Source organism: Micromonospora sp. NPDC005806 (assembly GCF_042871425.1).
GTDB lineage: Bacteria > Actinomycetota > Actinomycetes > Mycobacteriales > Micromonosporaceae > Micromonospora.
In genome coordinates, this window is record NZ_JBIAIL010000003.1 from 223920 (window position 1) to 241207 (window position 17288).

Here is a 17288-nt window from a genome sequence, read left to right on the forward strand (position 1 = left end):
TTGGCGTGCCACGCAGGGGGAGTCATGCCGATCACCGCCGACTACATCCGCATCGCCGATGAGATCGTCGCCGACATCAGAGCCAAGAAGCTCAAGCCGGGAGACAAGCTGCCCTCGATCGCGCAGCTCGCCGCGATGCACCACGTGAGCCCTTCGACCGTCAAGCAGACTTACGTGCGGCTCGAGGCGCTGCGAGTGATTTGGCGTCACCAGGGCAAGGGCATCTTCGTGAACGATCCGAAGCTCTGGATGCGCGAACCCTGATGTTCCGACGGCCTGACGGGTAGCCGACAGTATCGACGGCGACGCCGCTGAGTGTCGGACCCGGGCGGGAGACTGGCCTCCCGCCGCCGGAGGTGTCCATGCCGTACGTCAGGTCGCACACCAGGAAAAACGGCGCCCGAGTTCGAGCGCACTACCGGAAGCGCCGCCGCGCGGGATGGGCGTCGCGCCCGCGTCGGCGGCGCGGCTCCGGTCAGTCGAGCGTCAATCTGGGTCTCGGGGTCGCCGCACTGGGGGCGGTGGCGCTGGTGGTCCTGGTCGTCGACTTCGTCGGGCGGCACCCGTACTGGTCGGGGTTCCTCGCCGTGCTCGTCGCCGCGGCAGGGGTGGTGGCGGCAGTGCTGGTGAACCGCGAGCGCGGTCGGCGTCGGGCAGCGCAGGCCGAGCGGGACCGGCTGATCGCGGTGACCGACGCAATGAGCGGCGCTGAGTTCGAGCAGTGGTTCGGTCGCCTCCTCACCGCCTCCGGCTTCCGCCAGGTACGCGTCTGCGGCGGTGCCGGTGACCGGGGCGCGGACGTCACGGCGGTCGCCCCTGACGGCCGCCGGGTGGTGGTGCAGTGCAAACGGCAGGGCCCGAGCAACCGCGTGGGGAGCGCGGCGATCCAGCGCTTCGCCGGCACCTGCCGGGAGATCCATCGCGGCGAGCTGTGCCTGATCGTGACCAACGGCTTCTTCACCAACGGCGACGGCGTCCACCTGGCCCACCGACTCGGGATAACACTGGTCGACCGGCGGGCCCTGGAGATCTGGGCCTTGACGCACCGCCCGCCGTTCGCGGTGTCCTGACGACACGGCCGTGCCGCGCCGTATCGCATCGAAGAAACGTCATTTGTGGATGTTCGGCCAGTGCCGACCGTCCTGATGAGCTGGTCGGATGGCAGGACGAACACCGCCGTTCGACGACAGGAGGGACCGTGCGCACACCATCGCGTGCGACGACGGGGACCGCCGCGCTGCTACTCGCGGCCGGGCTGGTCCTGACCGCAGGAGCTGGCGGCCAGGCGGCACCCCGGGAGGAGATCCGGACCCAGGCGCAGCCCGGCCACCTGCCGGGTGACAGCCACGACAGCAAAGCCAAGGACAACCGCAAGGGGCGGACCGCGCCCACCGACCGGCAGCGGGACCGGGCCGCCGCGCTCGGTGCCCGCGTCCGCTGGACCGACTTCGGCACCCCCGCCACGCTGACCGCGAGCGACCGGCCGCTCGCCACCGGGCTGCCCGCCGACCCGGCCACCGCGGCGCGGGCGTACGTGGCGGCCAATCGGGACCTGCTGGGGCTGACCGCCGACGGCGCCGCGGCCCTGGAGCAGTTGACCGTCGCCCCGATGGGCGACGGCGCCACCGTGCTGTTCCGGCAGCGCTTCGGCGACCTGCCGGCCGCGGTGGACGGCGTCCTCGCGGTCGGCGTACGCGACGGGGTGGTCTGGCACGTCAGCTCGTCCCTGGCCCGGGACGGCGGGGCCCCGGCCCCGGCCACGCTCAGCGCCGAGCAGGCGCGGCGGGCGGCCGTCGCAGACTCCGGGCTGACCGACCCGACGATCCTGCGTACCTCGCTGGTCGCGGTGCCGACCGCCGACCGGGGCGCGCGGGCCGCGTACGAGGTGGTCCTCGGCGCGGACGCCTCCGGCGCGGACCCGGCGGCCTTCGCCACCTACGTGGACGCCCGGGACGGCAGCGTGCTGGTCCGTGCGGACCTGGTCGACCACGACTCGGACAACCCCTCGTGGGACGTGTTCACGAACACGCCGTCGGTCGACAAGTCCTCCACCGACACCCGGGTGCGCTGGTGCTTCCAGCCCGGGGCCGGCTGCAACGAGGTGGTCGGCACCTCCGCCTCGCTGCCCTGGGACGTGAACCCGGCCACCGGGACGTCCACCAACACGACGAAGGGCAACAACGCGATCGCGGTGCAGAACTGGTTCAGCAACGACCCGTTCAGCGTGGGCACCGAGACCGCCACGCCGCGCCCCGACCGCAACTATGCGTACCCGTGGGCCAACCAGTGGTACGAGCAGAAGTGCAGCCCGGACACCTTCACCTCGCCGCAGGCCAACGACATCGACGCGGCCCGGGCGAACCTGTTCGCGATGCACAACCGGATGCACGACTGGTCCTACCACCTGGGCTTCACCGAGGCGACCTGGAACCTCCAGCAGGACAACCTGGGCCGCGGTGGGCTCGGCAACGACGCCGAGCAGGGCAACGCCCAGGCCGGTGGGGTCAGCGGCGGCCCGCCGAACTTCGCCGCCCGGGACAACGCCAACCAGATCACCCCGCCGGACGGCATCGCCCCGACCACCAACATGTACCTGTGGCAGCCCATCGCCGGCTCCTTCTACGCGCCCTGCGTGGACGGTGACTTCGACATGTCGGTCATCGCCCACGAGTACGGCCACGCGATCAGCAACCGCATGATCGCCGGCCCGAACGCCGGGGTGAGCTCGCCGCAGGGGATGAGTGAGAGCTGGTCGGACCAGCTCGCCATGGAATACCTCTACGAGCACGGTTACGCGGCGCCCGGCCGGCGCGGCTTCACCATCGGCGAGTACACCACCCGCGACCCGGACGCGGGCATCCGCAACTACAACATGAGCGACAGCCCGCTCAACTACAGCGCGATCGACTACGACTTCGTCGGCCTCCAGGTGCACGCGTCCGGCGAGGTGTGGTCCGCGACCAACGCCGACATCCGGACCGCGATGATGAAGCGGTACGGCGCCGGCGACGCGGCCCTGCAGAAGTCCTGCGCCAACGGGGCGACGCCGGTGACCGCCTGCCCGGGCAACCGGCGCTGGATCCAGCTGGTCTTCGACTCGTTCCTGCTGATGGCGGTCAGCCAGGTCAGCATGGTCGACGCCCGGGACGCGATGCTCGCCGCCGACCGGATCCGCTTCGGCGGGGCCAACCAGGACCTGCTCTGGAACGCCTTCGCCGCCCGGGGCCTCGGTGAGGCCGCGGCCAGCGTGGGCAACGGCGACGTCAACCCGACGCCCGGCTTCACCTCCCCGTACGCGGACGAGGCGACGCTGACCTTCAAGCCTGTCGACGACGACGTGCTGGTGCCGGGGGCGCAGCTGTTCGTGGGCCGCTACCAGGCCCGCGCCGTGCCGGTCGCCGACACCGACCCGGCCACCCCGCTCACCGACCAGGTGCGCCTGGTCCCCGGCACGTACGAGTTCGTCGTCCGTGCCCCGGGCCACGGGCACGTCCGGGTCGGCCCGGTCACCGTCAACGCCGGCCAGGTCCGCGACCTGCCGGTGAAGCTGCGCCGCAACCTCGCCTCCACCGCCGCTGGCGCGACGGTCAGCGGGGACGGGATCAACCTGGCCCGGATCGCGGACGACGACGAGACCACCGACTGGGCCTCGCTCGGCTCGCCGGTCGCCGGCCGGCAGGTCACCGTCGACCTGGCCGGCGGCACCCAGCAGGTCCGCCGGGTGCAGGTCAGCGCGATGCTCCGCCCGCCGGTCGCCGGTGACCCGGACGCCGGCACGCAGAGCCGCTTCTCGGCGCTGCGCCAGTTCCGGGTCCTCGCCTGCACGGCGGCGGACGGCGTGACCTGCGCCGACGCGGCCGACTTCCAGGTGGTCTACACCAGCGCGGCGGACGCCTTCCCGTCGGTGGCGCCCCGGCCGCGGGCCCCGGAGCTGATCATCCGGTCGTTCGACATCCCGCGGACCAAGGCGACCCACCTGCGGGTCGAGGTGGTCACCAACCAGTGCACCGGCGCGCCCGACTACGCCGGTGAGCAGGACGCCGACCCGCGGGCGGCGACCGACTGCGCCACCGCCAGCCCGCAGGCGAACAACGTGCGGATCGCCGAGTTCCAGGCGTTCGCGCAGTAGGCGAACGGGGTGCGGGTGGGCGGCGTCCGCCGCCCACCCGCACCCGTGCTCATGCACTTCTACCGGCTCTGACGGCGGCGGTCGGGTCGGACCGCCCCGGCGGCCCGGCCCGACCGACCGGGAAGGAAGGACGGATGGCCGCAGTCCACCCGCCGGCCTGGCTCGCGTTCGACAACGGGTCCGACGTGGCGTCGACCGCGCCCGCCCTGGCCGGGTTCGGCGCCCGTGACCGGGCGGGTCTCTTCGACGCGCTGACCGCAGCGCTCGCCCTGCCCGACTGGTTCGGGCGCAACTGGGACGCGCTCGCCGACGTGCTGGCCGAGCGGCTCGACGCCGGACCGCTCACCCTGGTCGTCGACGACGCGGGAGACCTGCTGGCCGACGAGCCGCCCGCGCAGATCGGCACCCTGCTCGACGTGCTCGGCGGGGTCGCCGCCGGCGGGCACCACTCGCTGCGGGTGGTGCTGCGCGACCGGGCGAACCGGCTACCCGCGCTGCGGCACCGGATCGCCGTCGCCCTGGACGGCCACGTCGGCGCCCCACCGCCCGACCCACGCTGACCACCCCGCGCCGCGCCCGCACGGCCCCGGCCGTCCAGTGAAGCCCTCATTCACGGAAATAGTGCCTTCAACTCGAAGAATGGGCACTCTTTCCGGGAATATGCGCGGATCTTGAGCGCGCCGGCGGGGGGCGGTTAGTTGGGGTGGTCGAGGATGGCGCTGAAGCGCTCCTCGGCCAGGTCGAGCTGGGCGAAGATGTGCCGCTTCACCGGGGCGGACAGCGGCGTGTCGGGGCGGGCGATGAGGTCCCGGTAGACCGGCACCAGCGGCCGGTACTTGGCCGCCGACCGGGCCACCTTCGGCCCGATCGTGTGGATCACGCCCACCCCGTTGTCGGTGAAGTCCGACACCTTGATCACCCGGGCCCACGGCTCCCGGTCCAAGCTGGCCGCGACGTGCTCGCGATACTGCGCGTGGCGGTCGCGCCCCGGGTCGTACGCCGGGTTGGTGACCGCGCCGACCAGGCGGGCGACGCGCGGGCCGAACCGGGAAGACAGCGCGGCCAGCGCCGCCGTCGTCGGGTCACCGGCGACGGCTCCAGGTCGACGCGCGGCGCCAGACGCGCCGAGCTGGAGTGGCCGCATGACGCCCGGGCCGGCCAGCTCCACCGGGTGGTCCTCCACCGCGTCGTGCAGCAGGCCCGCGACGATCACGTCCACATCCCGCACCTGGTAGTGGTGCATCATCCGGATCGCCACCCGGAGCAGGTGGTTGAGGTACGGCTCGCGTACCCGCCGGTCGTCGCGATGCAGTTCGGCGGCGAGGTCGAGGGCGGCGGTGAGCCGGTCCCGGGCGGCCTCGTCGAACGCCTCGATCTCCAGCCGGAACCGGGCCTGCAGGCCCGGTTCGCCGTGGATCTCGGTGATCGCGTGCATCGGCATCGTCGCCAGGTACGCGGGGAACTCCATGCGTCCCTTATAACTGATCTTCGCGGCCGGCGGGGTCCGCCGTCGTGCACCCGACCGACGTCAACCGCTTGATCATGCGCACTGTCGTCCCCTCCGGGGTGCCGGTGATGGCGGCCTCGTCCATCACCCGCGCCATGATCAAGCGCCCCCGGCCCCGGTCGATGCCGTCGTCGCCCGCGTCGTCCCGCCAGCCGCCGTGGTCGCGTACCTCGATCTCCAGCCGGTCGTCGCGCAGTTCGGCCCGGAGGATGGTGATCCCGCCGGACGCGAAACGGTACCCGTGCTCGATGGCGTTGGCGCACGCCTCCCCGGTGGCGATCAGCACCGTCTCGACGTCCCACTCGTCCACGCCGTGGGCGTGCAGCCAGCCACGCAGCCGTTCCCGAGTGGGGGCGAGCTGCCCCGGGTCGGCCGGCACCGTGAGGGTGAGGACCGGGTCGGGTCGGTCGACGGCGGGCGTCGTGCCGTCGCGGCCGGTCCCGGCGGTCGTCCCACCCTCCACGTCCGGCCCCCGTCCCGTGCGCGTCCCCGGCCTGACCGCTCGCTGGCGCGGTGCCCGTCCCGTCTCGGGATATTGTCCCCCGGCGGGCCCGGGCCACACCCCCCGACCCGGTGGTTCGGCCGCGCCGGCGCGCTTCGCGGTCCGCCGGTACGCCGGAGCTCGGGCGGACCCGGCGGTCGCGGGCGACAATCGGCGGATGGACCGGCTACTGAACCTGCTGGTGGCGCTGCCGCCCGCCCTGGTCCTGGCGCTGGTCTTCCTGCTGCCGGCGCTGGAGGCGTCGACCTTCCTCGGGCTGGTCGTACCGGGCGAGGTGGCGGTGCTGGTCGGCGGTGTGCTCGCCCACGAGGGGCGGCTGCCGCTCTGGGCGGTGATCGTGGCGGCGGTCGCCGGGGCGGCGCTCGGCGACCAGGTGGGCTACCTGGTCGGCCGCCGGTACGGCCGGCGGCTGCTGGACCGCGTCCCCCGGCGGTTCGCCCGCTCCGGCGAGCTGCGACGGGCACTGGACCTGTTACGCCGCCGGGGCGCGCTGGCGGTGGTGCTGGGCCGGTGGGCGGCGGCGCTGCGGGCACTGGTGCCCGGACTGGCCGGGATGAGCGGCATGCCGCGCCCCGCGTTCACGGTGGCGAACGTGGCCGGCGGCGCGCTCTGGGCGGCGACCGTGGCCGTGCTCGGCTACCTGGCCGGGGTCTCGTACCGACTGCTGGAGCGGCGGCTGGGCTGGGGCGGTGAGGCGGTGCTGGCGCTGGTGGTGCTGCTGGTGGCGGTGCGGCTGGTCCGGGCCCGCCAGCTCGCGCGCCGGGACCGCGAGGCGGGCGCGGGATCGCGCCGCGGCTGATCGCTCCCGAGGGCGTGGTGACCCGGCGCCCGCGCGCCCGGCCGCCTCACCGCGTCGAGGCGGTGGGGCGGGAGGTGGTGGCGGTGGAGCGGATCGCCTTGACGATCGCGGGGATCGACCCGATGAGCAGCACCAGAGCCCAGACGATCGCTACCACGGCGAAGACCAGCGCGCCGATGTCGTCGGTGATGCTGACCAGGATCCCCGGCACCAGCCGGTGCAGGAACTCCAGCACCACCGTGCAGAGCAGCGTGGTCAACGCCAGCAGCACCAGCCCCTTGTTCTGCAGGAAACGCGGCTGGGCGAGCAGCAGGAGGCCGCCCCAGACCAGCTTGAGCAACAGCACCAGCCCGAGCAGCCCGGCGGCCTCGCCGACCGGGAAGAATCCCCACACCGCCAGGTACGCGAGGGTGCCGAACGGCGCCGCCAGGAACAGCGACACCATGATGGTCAGTTCGACGAAGGCCACGATCAGCAGGACGATGGACACGATCAGCAGCACGATCGAGAAGATCAGGGTGGCCACGCCCTGCACCCGCCCCTGGATCCGGTCCGGCACCACCAGGCTCAGGCTGAACAGCCCGGTGGTCCAGAGCGCCACCACGTCGATCAGCGCCAGGTAGCCGGTGCCCCGGCCGGAGGGCTCGCTCACCCCGCCGACGTCACCGAGTTCGACGCCGAGCCGACCGGCGCTGTCCCGCAACGCGCCGCCGGCGTCCCCGCCGCCGGTGAGCAGCGCCGCGCCCAGCTCCAGCCCCACCACCAGGGCCACCGCGAGCAGCGCCAGCAGCAGGAACGGTTTGCGCAGCTCACCCATGGCGTACCTCCCCGCCGGTCAGGACCGGGCGACGGTGACCGTGCATCCGCCACCTCCCGGGCAGCCCAGGGCGACCTCGGTGGCCCGGTTCACGGCCACCTTCGCCACCGCCGTACCGTCCTCGCCGGGCGCCACCTCGTCGCGCACGGTGACCTTCGCGTCCCCGGGCGCCGGGGCGGTCACCTCGAACGACGCCCCGCTGCGCAGCACCAGGGTGCGTAGCCCGCCCGGGTCGGCGACCCGCAACAGGCAGCCGCTGGTGAAGCTGACCACCGTCCCGTCGGGGGACGCGCTGGGTGGCGGGGCGGGCGGCGCGCAGTCCACCCGTACCGTGGCCGGGTCGACCGGGCTGCTCCCGCCGCCGAGCCGGGCCAGCCAGCCGGGCCGGGCGGCCGGGTCCCCCCGGTCGTGCCGGCCCCCGCCGACCGCCACCAGGTAGAGCACCACCAGCAGCACGGCCAGCGCCGCCAGCAGGAGCTTCTGCCGTCCGGTCACGGCTGGAGGACCTGGGTGAAGCGGAGCTGGTCGACGCCGGCGAAGTACCGGTCGGTGCCCTGCGTCTTGCTGACCGCCACCAGGGTGACCTGGTGCGGCCCCTTGGTCAGGCTGACCGTGCCCACCTCGATCCAGTCGGTCTTCACCACCGTCGGCGTGAAGCCGAAGAAGGTGTCGCCGACCTGCCGGCCGTCCACCAGGAAGATGGTGTTGGCGTAGTCGAACGACGTGGTGCGCACGGTGGAGAAGCGCCAGGTTCCGTCGGCCGGGACGTCCACGGTGACGGTCACCCGGTCGCCGACCGACCGGCCCAGGAAGAACAGCTGGGCGTCGCCGGACCAGGTGACCAGGCAGCAGTTCTTCTGCTCGAGCACCTGCGCCGCGACCGGGCCGGTCGACTGGACCGTCGCGCCCGCCACCAGGCTCTCCGCCTCCAGGGTCACCTCCTGCGCCCGGGGCGGTGGCGGCGGCGGGTCGCCGCCGCGGGTCACCAGGAAGACGACCACCCCGGCCACCACCAGCACCAGCGCCGCCGCGGCCGCGATCCACGGCCACGGCGTGGGCTTCGGAGGTGCGGCCGCCTTCACGTCGTACGTCACCCGGCCGCTGGAGCGGGAGCTCTCCTCGGGCGCGGTGTTCGCCGAGTACGCGAACCCGGTCATGTCGTAGCGCCGGGGCGGGGTGCCGGCCGGCACGGTGAGCCGGACCAGGAAGGAGACCGAGCCCTGCCCGGGTACCACCCGCTGCGGTTCGGTGACGGTGAACCAGCCGCGCTGGCTGCCCTCGCCGGGCGCGACGTCGAAGACCACGGTGTCCGGCGCCGCGCCCGGGTTGGAGACGGTGAAGGTCAGCTCGCCGTTGTTGCGGGCGCCCAGGGTGAACTGCTCGGCGGCGGCGACGACGGCCCATTCGGTGGTCATGACGGCTCCTCTATGGCTGGTCACGGGGGACGGGGGACGGTACGTGCGCCCGGCCGACCGCGCGGACCTCGGCGACCCCGGTCGCCGGCCCGCCGGTCCCGCCGGGTTGGGGCTGGGCGTCGGTCGCCGCCGGGCCGGTGACGATCTCGACGGTGACCGCGGCCGGTTTCTCCGCCTCGACGATGCGGGTGATCACGGCGAGCTGGTCAACGGCCGCCGGCGGCACCCGGACCACCACGTGGAACGGCCGGTCCGCCGGTTCGTCCAGCCCGAAGCCGGTCACCCCGGTGGCCAGCTCCAACGCGGTGCGCATCCCGTACGGGGTGCCCCGCCAGCGGGCCAGCAGCGCGCCGTGCGCGACCAGGTCCCGCAGCCGCCCGACCGGCAGGGGCAGCGGCGCGTCCGTCCGGGGCGCGGCGACCACGTGGTCCATCGCCACCCACCGGGTCAGGTAGGCCACGAACCCGTCCGGCGTGCGGTAGGGCGCGAACAGCGCGTCCACCTCGGCGAGCACCGCCTCGTCGGGGGCGTGCAGCGCCTCCATCACGTCCAGCAGCGCGCCCAGCACGCTGCCCGGCCCGGCGGCCCGCTGGTACGCGGCGGGCAGCAGCCGCTCAATCGCCGCTCGGCGCATCCTGCCGCACCACCTCGATGTCGTGCTCGCCGGAGCAGAGCAGCCAGGTGTCGGGGACGGTGACCACGTCGGCGGTGGCCTGGTTGGCGCTGGCCGTCCAGTCCGCGGCGTCGCCGCTGCGGTACACCCCGCGTTCGCCGCCGGCGAGGATCAGCCGGGCGGCGCCACCGGCGCCGGACGGCACGGTGGCGGCGATCGCCTCGACCGGGACGAACCGGGGCCGGTCCCGCAGCGGCAGCCCGCAGTTGACCACCACCGGCTGCCACTGCGGCTGGGCGGCCAGGGTGTCCAGCCGGACCACCCCGCCGCTCTGCGTCGCGGCGACCGCCAGGCTGCCGCTGAAGGCGAGGCCCCGGCAGGTGCCGCCGATCCAGCCGGCCTGCACCGCCTGCCACTTCACGTCCGACTCGAACAGCCGGGTGCGGTGGCAGCCCTGCCCCGGCTTCTTCGGGTCGGGCTCGCCGGCGCCGCTCCACAGCAGGGTGGCCGGGCCGTCGTACTGGACGGCGAGGACCCGATTGTCCACGTTGGCCAGGCCGACGTGGGTGAAGGTGCCGGGGCGGCCGGCCGCGGTGGAGAGGTAGACCCCGAACCCGGCCTGTGCGGCCACCGCCACCCCGGGCGCGCCGCGCTCGGAGACGAACGCGCGGACGGCGTAGAAGCCGCGGTCGGCGTCGGTGGGATCGACCAGGATCTGCAGCGGCACCGCCCCGGGCAGCAGGGAGAGCTCGTACAGCCCGGTGTCGGTGGCGAGCAGCAGCGTCCCCGCCCCGTCCCGGTCGATCCAGGCCAGGTCCTGCACCCGGGAGTCCAGGTCGGTCAGCAGCGTCCAGGTCTCCCCGAGGTCGGTGCTCAGGTGCACCCGGGAACCCCCGGAGTCCCGGGCGGTGGCCACGGCCACCGAGCCGGCCCGGGGCACGATGCCGGGGCGGGCCGGGGCGGGGGCGGGCACCATCCGGACCACGATCTCCCCGTCGAACCGGCCGGCCGGCTCCCAGCCGGCCCCGGCGTTGGTGGAGCGGAACAGCACCGGGCCGCACCCGGCGTACCAGGTGCCGGGCTGGTACTGGTCGACGGCGAGGGTACGTACCTGCGCGTCGGGCGCCTCGTCCACGACGAACCGGACCGACTCGACGTAGCGCACGCCCGGCTCGGCGTGCTCCAGCATCCGGTACACGTTGGAGGCCCGCAGCGGCTCGCCGAACGCCCAGCCGGTGGGGTTGAGCGGGGTGGGCAGCGGGCTGAGCGTCTGGTGCAGCCGGTCGTGGATGCGGCGACGCACCGCGTCGACGTCCTCCTCCCGGCGGACCACCGCCCGGGCCCGGATGGAGACCGCCTTGTAGCGGGCCCACCCGGCCCGGACCGCGGTGCCCAGGGCGCGGCGCCGCTCCAGGTCGGCCTCCACTCCACGCCGGGCCTCCTCGACCTCGTGCTCGCGCAGCACGCTCACCGACAGCCGGCCCCCGGGCCGGGCCTGGTCCGGCACGTACGGCACCAGCACCACCTCGACCTCGCCTGGGCGGGCGAAGCTGTAGACGGCGGCCCGGGTGAACGCCCGGGCCCGGGCCACCGCGCCGGAGCCGGCGGCGAGGATCTCGAAGTCCCGGGCGGTGACGGCCCGCTGCTGGGCGAAGAACTCGTACGGCCCGCGCGCGAGGGCCGACTCCAGCGACTCCAGGTCCCGGCCGCCGCCGGCCGGCTGCGGGTTGTCCACCTTCAGTCCGGGCAGCGGGTCGCGCAGGCTGGTCAGGGTGCCGGCCGCGACGTTCCCGGCCGGCCCGCCGCCGCACCGGTACCAGAGCCGGATCTGCTGCCCGGCCGCCGGCACCGCCGCCACGGTCGTCGGCCCGACCGGGCCGGGCGCCCCCTCGACGCCCGGCCCGGTCCCGGGCCCGGCCGGTGGCCGCAGGTCCAGCGCGGGCGCGAAGGTGACCACCCCGGAGGCGCGGTCGACCAGGTAGACCTTCGCCTGCGGGCCGACGCCGGCGAAGCTGTCCACCGGCCGCCAGATCTCGTACGTGCGGCCCTCGTGCTCGCGGGCGGCCGCGCCCAGCTCCACCAAGCCGGTCGGCACCGCCACGCCGAGCAGCAGGTCCAGCGCCTCGGCGGTACGGGCCAGCGGCGGCCGGGCCGCCCGGAACACCTGCCCGGCCTGGCCGGTGCCGGTGCCGAGCAGTTCCGCCTCGACCACCTCGCAGTGGTGCACGCGTACCGTCACCTCGGTCTCCCCGGCGGGCAGCAGCGCCGGCTCGGTGGTGACGAAGACGACCGGCCGGGGGTCGGCGCCGCGGGCGGCGGCGACCCGGGTGCCGGCGGGGATGCGGACGGTGCCCCGGCCCGGTCCGGTCCGGCTGAACCGGACGTCCGCCCAGGCGGCGGCCGGCGGGTGCCGGGTGACCCCGAGCAGGTTGAGGAACGCCACGTACGCCTTCTCCGGCAACTGGTTCAGCCGGTAGATCATCACCTCGGTGAGGTACGCGAACGCCTCCAGCAGCGCCATCCCCGGGTCGTGGGCGGAGAGGTCCGTCCAGTCGGGGCAGGACCGACGGATCCGTTCCCGCGCCTCGGTGACCAGGTCGAGGAAGGCACGGTCGTCGAGGTGCGGCACCGGCAGCGTCATCGCGTCTCCTCCTCGGCGTGGTCGTCCGGGTCGTCGTCGGGCAGCAGGTCGACGGAGAAGACCAGCTGGCCGGGGGAGAGGCTGGCCCGGACCCGGTAGTCCAGGCGGATCACCAGGCGCCACGGGTCGTCCGGGTCGGGTCCGGCGTCCACGTCGATCACCTCGACCCGCGGCTCCCAGCGCCGGATGGCCTGCCGGACGTAGTGGATGGCCAGGCCGGCCGTGGTGTCGTCGTTGGGCGCGAAGACCAGCCGGTGCAGCCGGGAGCCGTACCCGGGGCGCATCAGCCGCTCGCCGGGCGTGGTCGACAGCAGCAGGTACAGCGCCTGGCGTACGGTCTCGTCGCCGTCGGTCATGGCCAGGCCGCCGGCCGCGGTCAGCGCGAGACCGCCGGTACGACCCGCGTCGAAGCCGGCGCCGACGAAGCGGAAGGCCCTCATCCGTCCGCCCCCAGGAAGGTCTGCCGCGGGTCGCGGACGGTGTGGTGGACCAGCCCGGGCGGGGTGCCGTCGGTGAGGCCGTCCAGGTTGGACAGCACCACCCGGTGGCCGTCGACCCGCAACCAGGAGCTGTAGCCGACGGTCACCTTCAGCGTCTGGGCGCAGGGCTTGATGGTCGGCCCGTAGTTCGGGCAGGCGGTGATGTCCCGTCCCTCCGGGTCGGCCTCCACCAGCACCGGCACGCCCTGCACGGTCAGCCACTGCTGGGAGGGCCGGTTGGCCACCCGGCCGTCGTGGTCGCAGGTGATCAGCGAGTCGCGGTGGATCCAGCGCATCAGCCACCTCCGTGGGCGCGGGCGAGGGTGCGGGCCTGAGCGGCGGCGGTGTCGGCGTCCTCGGTCGCCGGTGCGTGCCGGAAGTCGACGGTCCGGGCGCGGACCACCATGGCCCGGCCGGGCGCGGAGAGCACTAGGTCGCCGGCCGCGTGCACGGTGGTCAGTTCGGGGCGCAGCTCGACGAAGCTGCCCGCGTCGGTGGCCAGCCGCAGGGTGCGCCCGTCGTCGTCGATGACGATGGACTGGCCGGTGCCGGTCCGCATCGACCAGCGGCGGGACCGCCCGGACACGATCCCCGCGTCGTACGGCTCGACCGCCCCGAAGAGCGAGCCGAGCACGATCCCGGACGCCGGTTCGCCGCCGGGCAACGCCACCAGCACGGTGTCGTCCGGGTCGGGCAGCGCGACGATGCCCTTGCCCCGGCCCGCACCCGGGCAGACCACGGCCAGCCAGCCGGCGTCCAGGTCCCCGTACGCGGGCAGGGTGACCCGGGCCCGGCCCAGCCGGTCGGGGTCGTCGACGTCGGTGACCGTGCCGAGCGTGATCGTGGCCGGGGCGGGCGCCGCGGCCGGCGGCGGCTCGGGCGGGGCCGTGGCGAAGCGGGTCAGGTGGCCGTTCGCGTCGACGGTGTGCACCACCTCGGTGAGGACGTACACCCCGGCGACCGGGGCGGGGACGCCGGACAGGGCGATCCGCCGGCCGGGGCGCAGCGCCGGATCGCCCTCGGCTGTCCCCTCGGCGGTGACCAGCGCGGCCACCCGGGCGTCCAGCCCGGCCTGGGCCAGCGCGGCCAGCTCGTCGTCGCTGCGGCCGGGCTGGTCCACGGCGGTGCGCACGCCGTCCGCGCCGACCTCGCCGGGGTTGGGGCGCAGCGGGACCTGCCGGCCGGAACGGGCCTCGTCGGCCTGCTGGCGCAGCGGCTCGGCGCGCTGCGGGTGCCAGCCCAGCGCGACGCTCTCCCCGCCGGCCCGGTCCAGGTTCTCCGAGATCCGCAGGGTGTGCACGCTCTCGCCGAGGGCCAGCGGGATGGGCTCGCCGTAGCCGTCGAGGGTGAGCAGGCGCAGCCGGTCGCCGTCCACGGCCAGGTGCAGCCCGGCCCGGCCGGTGACCTCGCGCAGCAGCTCCAGGTCGGTGTGCCGGTGCTGGAGCAGCCGGTCCAGGCGCGGCCCGTCGGTGTCCGGGTCGACGGTGAGGCCGAGGTCGGCGCAGAGCGCCCCGGCCAGCTCGGCGGACGTCACCGACTCGAAGACCCGCAGCTCCTGCCGCTTGCGCAGCCGGTGCAGCGGATCGTACGCCCGGACCCGCAGCAGGGCCGCCCCGTCGGCGGCGTACTCCACCTCGACGCGGGTCACCTCGCCGGTGAACACGGCGTCGGACTGGCCGTCCAGGCGTACGTCCAGGGCGGCGCCCGGGCGGACCGGTGGGTCGAGGGCGGCGGCGCCCGGCGCGGCGGCGAGGGTGAGTTCGCACTGGGTGGGCTGGTCGAGGCGGGCGGCGACCCGGACGCCGCGCAGCCGGCGGGCGTCGGCGAGCGGGGTACCGTCGATGGTCACGGTGGCGGCCCGGATCACGGCGCACCTCCCGTCCCGGTGGATCCGTCGGCCGCCGGCGCGACGGCGGCGGTGACCGGCGGGACCGCGAGGGCGGTGCCGGCCGGCACGGTGAGCGGGTCGCTGATCCGGTTGTGTTCGGCGAGCAGCCGCCAGCGCAGCGGCGAGCCGAGCGCGTCGTGGGCGAGCAGGTCGAAGCGGACCCCGGACCAGCCCGGCTCGGCCGCCCCGTCGGCGGCGGCGACCACCGCCGAGCCGGGCGGTACGGTCGGCGTGCTCGCCGCGGCCAGCTCCTCCTCGAACCCCTCCCGGGCGGACTCGGCGGACTCGGCCACCCGGACCAGCTTCAGCCGCAGCCAGGAGCGGCGCGGGGTGCCGGTGAGGGTGAACGCGTCGAAGCGTTCGGCGATCGCCACGATGACGCCCGGCACGTTCCAGGTCTTGCCCCAGACCAGCCGGACCAGCGGCGGTCGCAGCCAGCCGTGTTCGGTGGTGGAGTTCTCCGCCAGCATCCACAGCGGACGGGTGAGCGCGCGGACGTCCTCGGGGCGTACCTGGGACTCCACGAAGTCGGTGTCGAAGAGCAGGTCCAGCACCAGCTCGGTGCGCCCGCCGCCGGTGAAGACCAGCGGGTCGTCGGCCAGGCCGACCCCGGTGAGCCGGCCGTCCGGGGCGCCCCGGGGGCGTACCCCGGCCAGCCGGGTGACCTGCACGGTCTCCGGGTTGAGCAGGCAGTCCACCCGGGTGCCGGACTCGTCCACGAGGAAGGCGACGCGTTCCATCAGCCACCCCGCTGTTCGCGGTCGAGCCGGCGCAGGTGCGCGGCGTCCGGCACGCCGGCAGCCGGCACCCACAGCTCGCGGTCGTCGGGCAGCGCCGGCCACGGGTCATGCCGGCGCTGATCCGCGGGCACGGCCCGGTCCTCGTCCGGCAGCGCCGGCCAGTGCCCGGCCAGCGCGCCGCTCCACTCCGGGGCGGAGAGTCCCGACCGGCCGGACGGCGCGGGACCGCCCGTGCCCACCGGGTTCGGGTGCGTTCGTTGTCCCCCCGGCGGCGACAAACGCATCCGGTGGTCGGGCTCCGGTGCCCGGCCCGGCCGTGTCGGCTCGCCGGCGAGCCGGAGATCGCCCTGCCGCCGGCCGGGGCGGGTCGGGTCGCCCGGCGTATCCCCGCGCCACACCGGATCGTCCGGTCGGCCCCGGTCGCCGTCCTGCCCGCCTCGCGGAGCCGGGCGCCCCGGCCATTCCGCCTGGCCGGCGGCTGCGCCCGGCCCGCCGCCGTCGGAGGGGACGGACGACGCGAGGCCGCGACCCTGCCCGGAGCGCGGGGTGCCGGCACCGGGCCCGGACCGCGAGCGGCCACCGCCGTACTCGGCAGGCCGGGCCCCATCGTCGGGACCGGCCGGGGTACGCCGCCCGACGGGGCGGGCGGCGCGGGACCGCAGGGCGAGCCCATCGCGTGCCGCGTCGTCTCCGGCGGTGTCCCGGCCCGACCCTGACGCTCTCGTCCGGACGCCGCCGCCGTCCGTCCGGCTGTCCGGCACGCCGCGGGCGGCACCGTGGTCCGCCCGCCCAGGGGAACCGGTGACGCCGTCCTCGCCGGTGTCGCTCCCCGGCCGGATCCGACCGGGGGCCGAGCTGGTAGGACCGGCCGGCCCGCCGGGCCCACCCGGGTGCCGCCGGCGTCCGACCCGGCGTCTCGCGGCCGGATCGTCCGGCTGCGCCGGTCCGGTGTCGACCTCGCGTTCCGCGCCCGCCAACTCCCCGCCCGGCGGAACGCCCGCACCCCACCAGTCGCCCGACGGCCGGTCGTTCCCGTCGAGCAAGAGGTTCCCGTCCGCCGAGGGCCCGAATCCGACCGGAACTTCCTGATCAACAGGGGAGTGCGGGAGGTCGTGGAGGAGGCCGGGGGCGTGCGCGGCGACCAGGCGCAGCCAGTGTTCCGGGGGTTCGCCGGGGCGGCGGGGCGCGGGGTGGTCCGGCGCGGGCGGGGTGACGGGTGGACCGGCGGGCGGGGCGAGGCGATCGGCGGTCGCCCGCAACGCCCGGGCCAGCAGGTCACGCGGTCGTCGGAGCGGCCGCACTGCCCGACTCCAGTTCCAGCCCCTCGTAGGCCAGGGTCAGCGCCTCGATGGCGATCTCCTGGGCGAGGGTGTTGAGGTGGGCGCCCCGCCACCGGGTCGGCCACGCGTTGATCATGTTCCAGCGCAGCACCTCGGCGGTGCCGGCCGGGTCCAGCAGCACCACCGAGACGTTGCGCCGGCTCACCGTGCCCTTCGCCGCCGCGTTCACCCAGTCCCAGAGCTCGCGGGACTGGGTGAGGCCGAAGTGGAGAGTAACCGGGGCGTACTCGACCTGGCCCGGCACCGCCCGGATCCGCTCGTTGCCCGCCTCCTTGTAGGTCACCGACGGGATGTACACCTCCAGGCCGCTGACCTCGGTGAAGTGCCCGTTGGTGACCCCGTTGATGAGCAGCTTGAAGTGGTACGACCGGTACGGGTCGACCGGAGCGCCCGGTTGCGGGGTGGCCGTGGTCGGCAT

At 75.1% G+C, this 17288-nt stretch carries 18 protein-coding genes; 5 read left to right on the top strand and 13 right to left on the bottom strand.

All coding sequences use genetic code 11. The features are described from left to right. Positions 1-24: 24 nt before the first annotated feature. The 4 genes from ACFYOS_RS05840 (at position 25) to ACFYOS_RS05855 (ending at position 4689) form a co-directional block, all read left to right on the top strand. Positions 25-264, top strand: a complete 240-nt coding sequence (locus ACFYOS_RS05840) for a winged helix-turn-helix domain-containing protein (RefSeq protein WP_387136358.1) — start codon at positions 25-27, stop codon at positions 262-264. Between the two features lie 257 nt (positions 265-521). Further along, positions 522-1070: a restriction endonuclease gene (locus ACFYOS_RS05845; protein ID WP_387136256.1), complete on the top strand. Its 549-nt coding sequence runs from the start codon at positions 522-524 to the stop codon at positions 1068-1070. Positions 1071-1198: 128 nt separating this feature from the next. Next, entirely contained in the window at positions 1199-4129 is a 2931-nt protein-coding gene (locus ACFYOS_RS05850) for a M36 family metallopeptidase (protein WP_387136257.1), read from the top strand. 134 nt (positions 4130-4263) lie between these two features. Next, positions 4264-4689 carry a barstar family protein gene (locus ACFYOS_RS05855; RefSeq protein ID WP_387136258.1) on the top strand — a complete coding sequence of 142 codons (426 nt, stop codon included), beginning with the start codon at positions 4264-4266 and terminating at the stop codon, positions 4687-4689. A 134-nt stretch (positions 4690-4823) separates the two neighbouring features. Here ACFYOS_RS05855 and ACFYOS_RS05860 read toward each other — a convergent pair whose 3' ends face one another. Together ACFYOS_RS05860 and ACFYOS_RS05865 are read right to left on the bottom strand one after the other, a co-directional pair. Continuing rightward, on the bottom strand, positions 4824-5597 hold the full coding sequence (locus ACFYOS_RS05860) for an HD domain-containing protein (RefSeq protein ID WP_387136259.1): 774 nt from the start codon (positions 5595-5597) through the stop codon (positions 4824-4826). Positions 5598-5604: 7 nt separating this feature from the next. Next, on the bottom strand, positions 5605-6099 hold the full coding sequence (locus ACFYOS_RS05865) for an ATP-binding protein (RefSeq protein ID WP_387136260.1): 495 nt from the start codon (positions 6097-6099) through the stop codon (positions 5605-5607). Positions 6100-6295: 196 nt separating this feature from the next. Between ACFYOS_RS05865 and ACFYOS_RS05870 the strand changes: the two genes are divergently transcribed. Next, positions 6296-6937 carry a DedA family protein gene (locus tag ACFYOS_RS05870; RefSeq protein ID WP_387136261.1) on the top strand — a complete coding sequence of 214 codons (642 nt, stop codon included), beginning with the start codon at positions 6296-6298 and terminating at the stop codon, positions 6935-6937. 46 nt (positions 6938-6983) lie between these two features. On the opposite strand, the gene ACFYOS_RS05875 is transcribed toward ACFYOS_RS05870, so the two are convergent. The 11 genes from ACFYOS_RS05875 to ACFYOS_RS05925 all read right to left on the bottom strand — a co-directional run bounded on the left by ACFYOS_RS05875 (position 6984) and on the right by ACFYOS_RS05925 (position 17288). Further along, the gene (locus tag ACFYOS_RS05875; RefSeq protein WP_387136262.1) at positions 6984-7754 is read right to left on the bottom strand and encodes a hypothetical protein; all 771 of its coding nucleotides are present in this window, start codon (positions 7752-7754) and stop codon (positions 6984-6986) included. 18 nt (positions 7755-7772) lie between these two features. Continuing rightward, positions 7773-8249 carry a hypothetical protein gene (locus tag ACFYOS_RS05880; RefSeq protein ID WP_387136263.1) on the bottom strand — a complete coding sequence of 159 codons (477 nt, stop codon included), beginning with the start codon at positions 8247-8249 and terminating at the stop codon, positions 7773-7775. Continuing rightward, positions 8246-9169, bottom strand: a complete 924-nt coding sequence (locus ACFYOS_RS05885; protein ID WP_387136264.1) for a hypothetical protein — start codon at positions 9167-9169, stop codon at positions 8246-8248. The genes ACFYOS_RS05880 and ACFYOS_RS05885 overlap by 4 nt, the downstream gene beginning before the upstream one ends. A gap of 10 nt (positions 9170-9179) precedes the next feature. Continuing rightward, positions 9180-9803, bottom strand: a complete 624-nt coding sequence (locus ACFYOS_RS05890; protein ID WP_387136265.1) for a phage tail protein — start codon at positions 9801-9803, stop codon at positions 9180-9182. After that, on the bottom strand, positions 9784-12423 hold the full coding sequence (locus ACFYOS_RS05895; protein WP_387136266.1) for a putative baseplate assembly protein: 2640 nt from the start codon (positions 12421-12423) through the stop codon (positions 9784-9786). The genes ACFYOS_RS05890 and ACFYOS_RS05895 overlap by 20 nt, the downstream gene beginning before the upstream one ends. Next, on the bottom strand, positions 12420-12863 hold the full coding sequence (locus ACFYOS_RS05900) for a GPW/gp25 family protein (protein WP_387136267.1): 444 nt from the start codon (positions 12861-12863) through the stop codon (positions 12420-12422). Before ACFYOS_RS05900 ends, ACFYOS_RS05895 begins: the two co-directional genes overlap by 4 nt. After that, positions 12860-13198 (bottom strand): hypothetical protein, encoded by a 339-nt coding sequence (locus ACFYOS_RS05905; RefSeq protein WP_387136268.1) that lies wholly within the window; start codon positions 13196-13198, stop codon positions 12860-12862. Before ACFYOS_RS05905 ends, ACFYOS_RS05900 begins: the two co-directional genes overlap by 4 nt. Next, the gene (locus tag ACFYOS_RS05910) at positions 13198-14769 is read right to left on the bottom strand and encodes a phage baseplate assembly protein V (RefSeq protein WP_387136269.1); all 1572 of its coding nucleotides are present in this window, start codon (positions 14767-14769) and stop codon (positions 13198-13200) included. The genes ACFYOS_RS05905 and ACFYOS_RS05910 overlap by 1 nt, the downstream gene beginning before the upstream one ends. Beyond that, entirely contained in the window at positions 14766-15530 is a 765-nt protein-coding gene (locus ACFYOS_RS05915) for a hypothetical protein (protein ID WP_387136270.1), read from the bottom strand. Before ACFYOS_RS05915 ends, ACFYOS_RS05910 begins: the two co-directional genes overlap by 4 nt. After that, positions 15530-15769: a hypothetical protein gene (locus ACFYOS_RS05920; RefSeq protein WP_387136271.1), complete on the bottom strand. Its 240-nt coding sequence runs from the start codon at positions 15767-15769 to the stop codon at positions 15530-15532. The genes ACFYOS_RS05915 and ACFYOS_RS05920 overlap by 1 nt, the downstream gene beginning before the upstream one ends. A gap of 1036 nt (positions 15770-16805) precedes the next feature. Next, positions 16806-17288 (bottom strand): phage tail protein, encoded by a 483-nt coding sequence (locus ACFYOS_RS05925; protein WP_387136272.1) that lies wholly within the window; start codon positions 17286-17288, stop codon positions 16806-16808.

Coding starts and splice junctions, on each gene's coding strand:
- ACFYOS_RS05840 (WP_387136358.1), top strand. CDS start 25: ATGCCGATCACCGCCGACTACATCCGCATCGCCGATGAGATCGTCGCC.
- ACFYOS_RS05855 (WP_387136258.1), top strand. CDS start 4,264: ATGGCCGCAGTCCACCCGCCGGCCTGGCTCGCGTTCGACAACGGGTCC.
- ACFYOS_RS05860 (WP_387136259.1), bottom strand. CDS start 5,597: ATGGAGTTCCCCGCGTACCTGGCGACGATGCCGATGCACGCGATCACC.
- ACFYOS_RS05870 (WP_387136261.1), top strand. CDS start 6,296: ATGGACCGGCTACTGAACCTGCTGGTGGCGCTGCCGCCCGCCCTGGTC.
- ACFYOS_RS05875 (WP_387136262.1), bottom strand. CDS start 7,754: ATGGGTGAGCTGCGCAAACCGTTCCTGCTGCTGGCGCTGCTCGCGGTG.
- ACFYOS_RS05885 (WP_387136264.1), bottom strand. CDS start 9,169: ATGACCACCGAATGGGCCGTCGTCGCCGCCGCCGAGCAGTTCACCCTG.
- ACFYOS_RS05890 (WP_387136265.1), bottom strand. CDS start 9,803: ATGCGCCGAGCGGCGATTGAGCGGCTGCTGCCCGCCGCGTACCAGCGG.
- ACFYOS_RS05895 (WP_387136266.1), bottom strand. CDS start 12,423: ATGACGCTGCCGGTGCCGCACCTCGACGACCGTGCCTTCCTCGACCTG.
- ACFYOS_RS05900 (WP_387136267.1), bottom strand. CDS start 12,863: ATGAGGGCCTTCCGCTTCGTCGGCGCCGGCTTCGACGCGGGTCGTACC.
- ACFYOS_RS05905 (WP_387136268.1), bottom strand. CDS start 13,198: ATGCGCTGGATCCACCGCGACTCGCTGATCACCTGCGACCACGACGGC.
- ACFYOS_RS05915 (WP_387136270.1), bottom strand. CDS start 15,530: ATGGAACGCGTCGCCTTCCTCGTGGACGAGTCCGGCACCCGGGTGGAC.
- ACFYOS_RS05925 (WP_387136272.1), bottom strand. CDS start 17,288: ATGCCGACCACGGCCACCCCGCAACCGGGCGCTCCGGTCGACCCGTAC.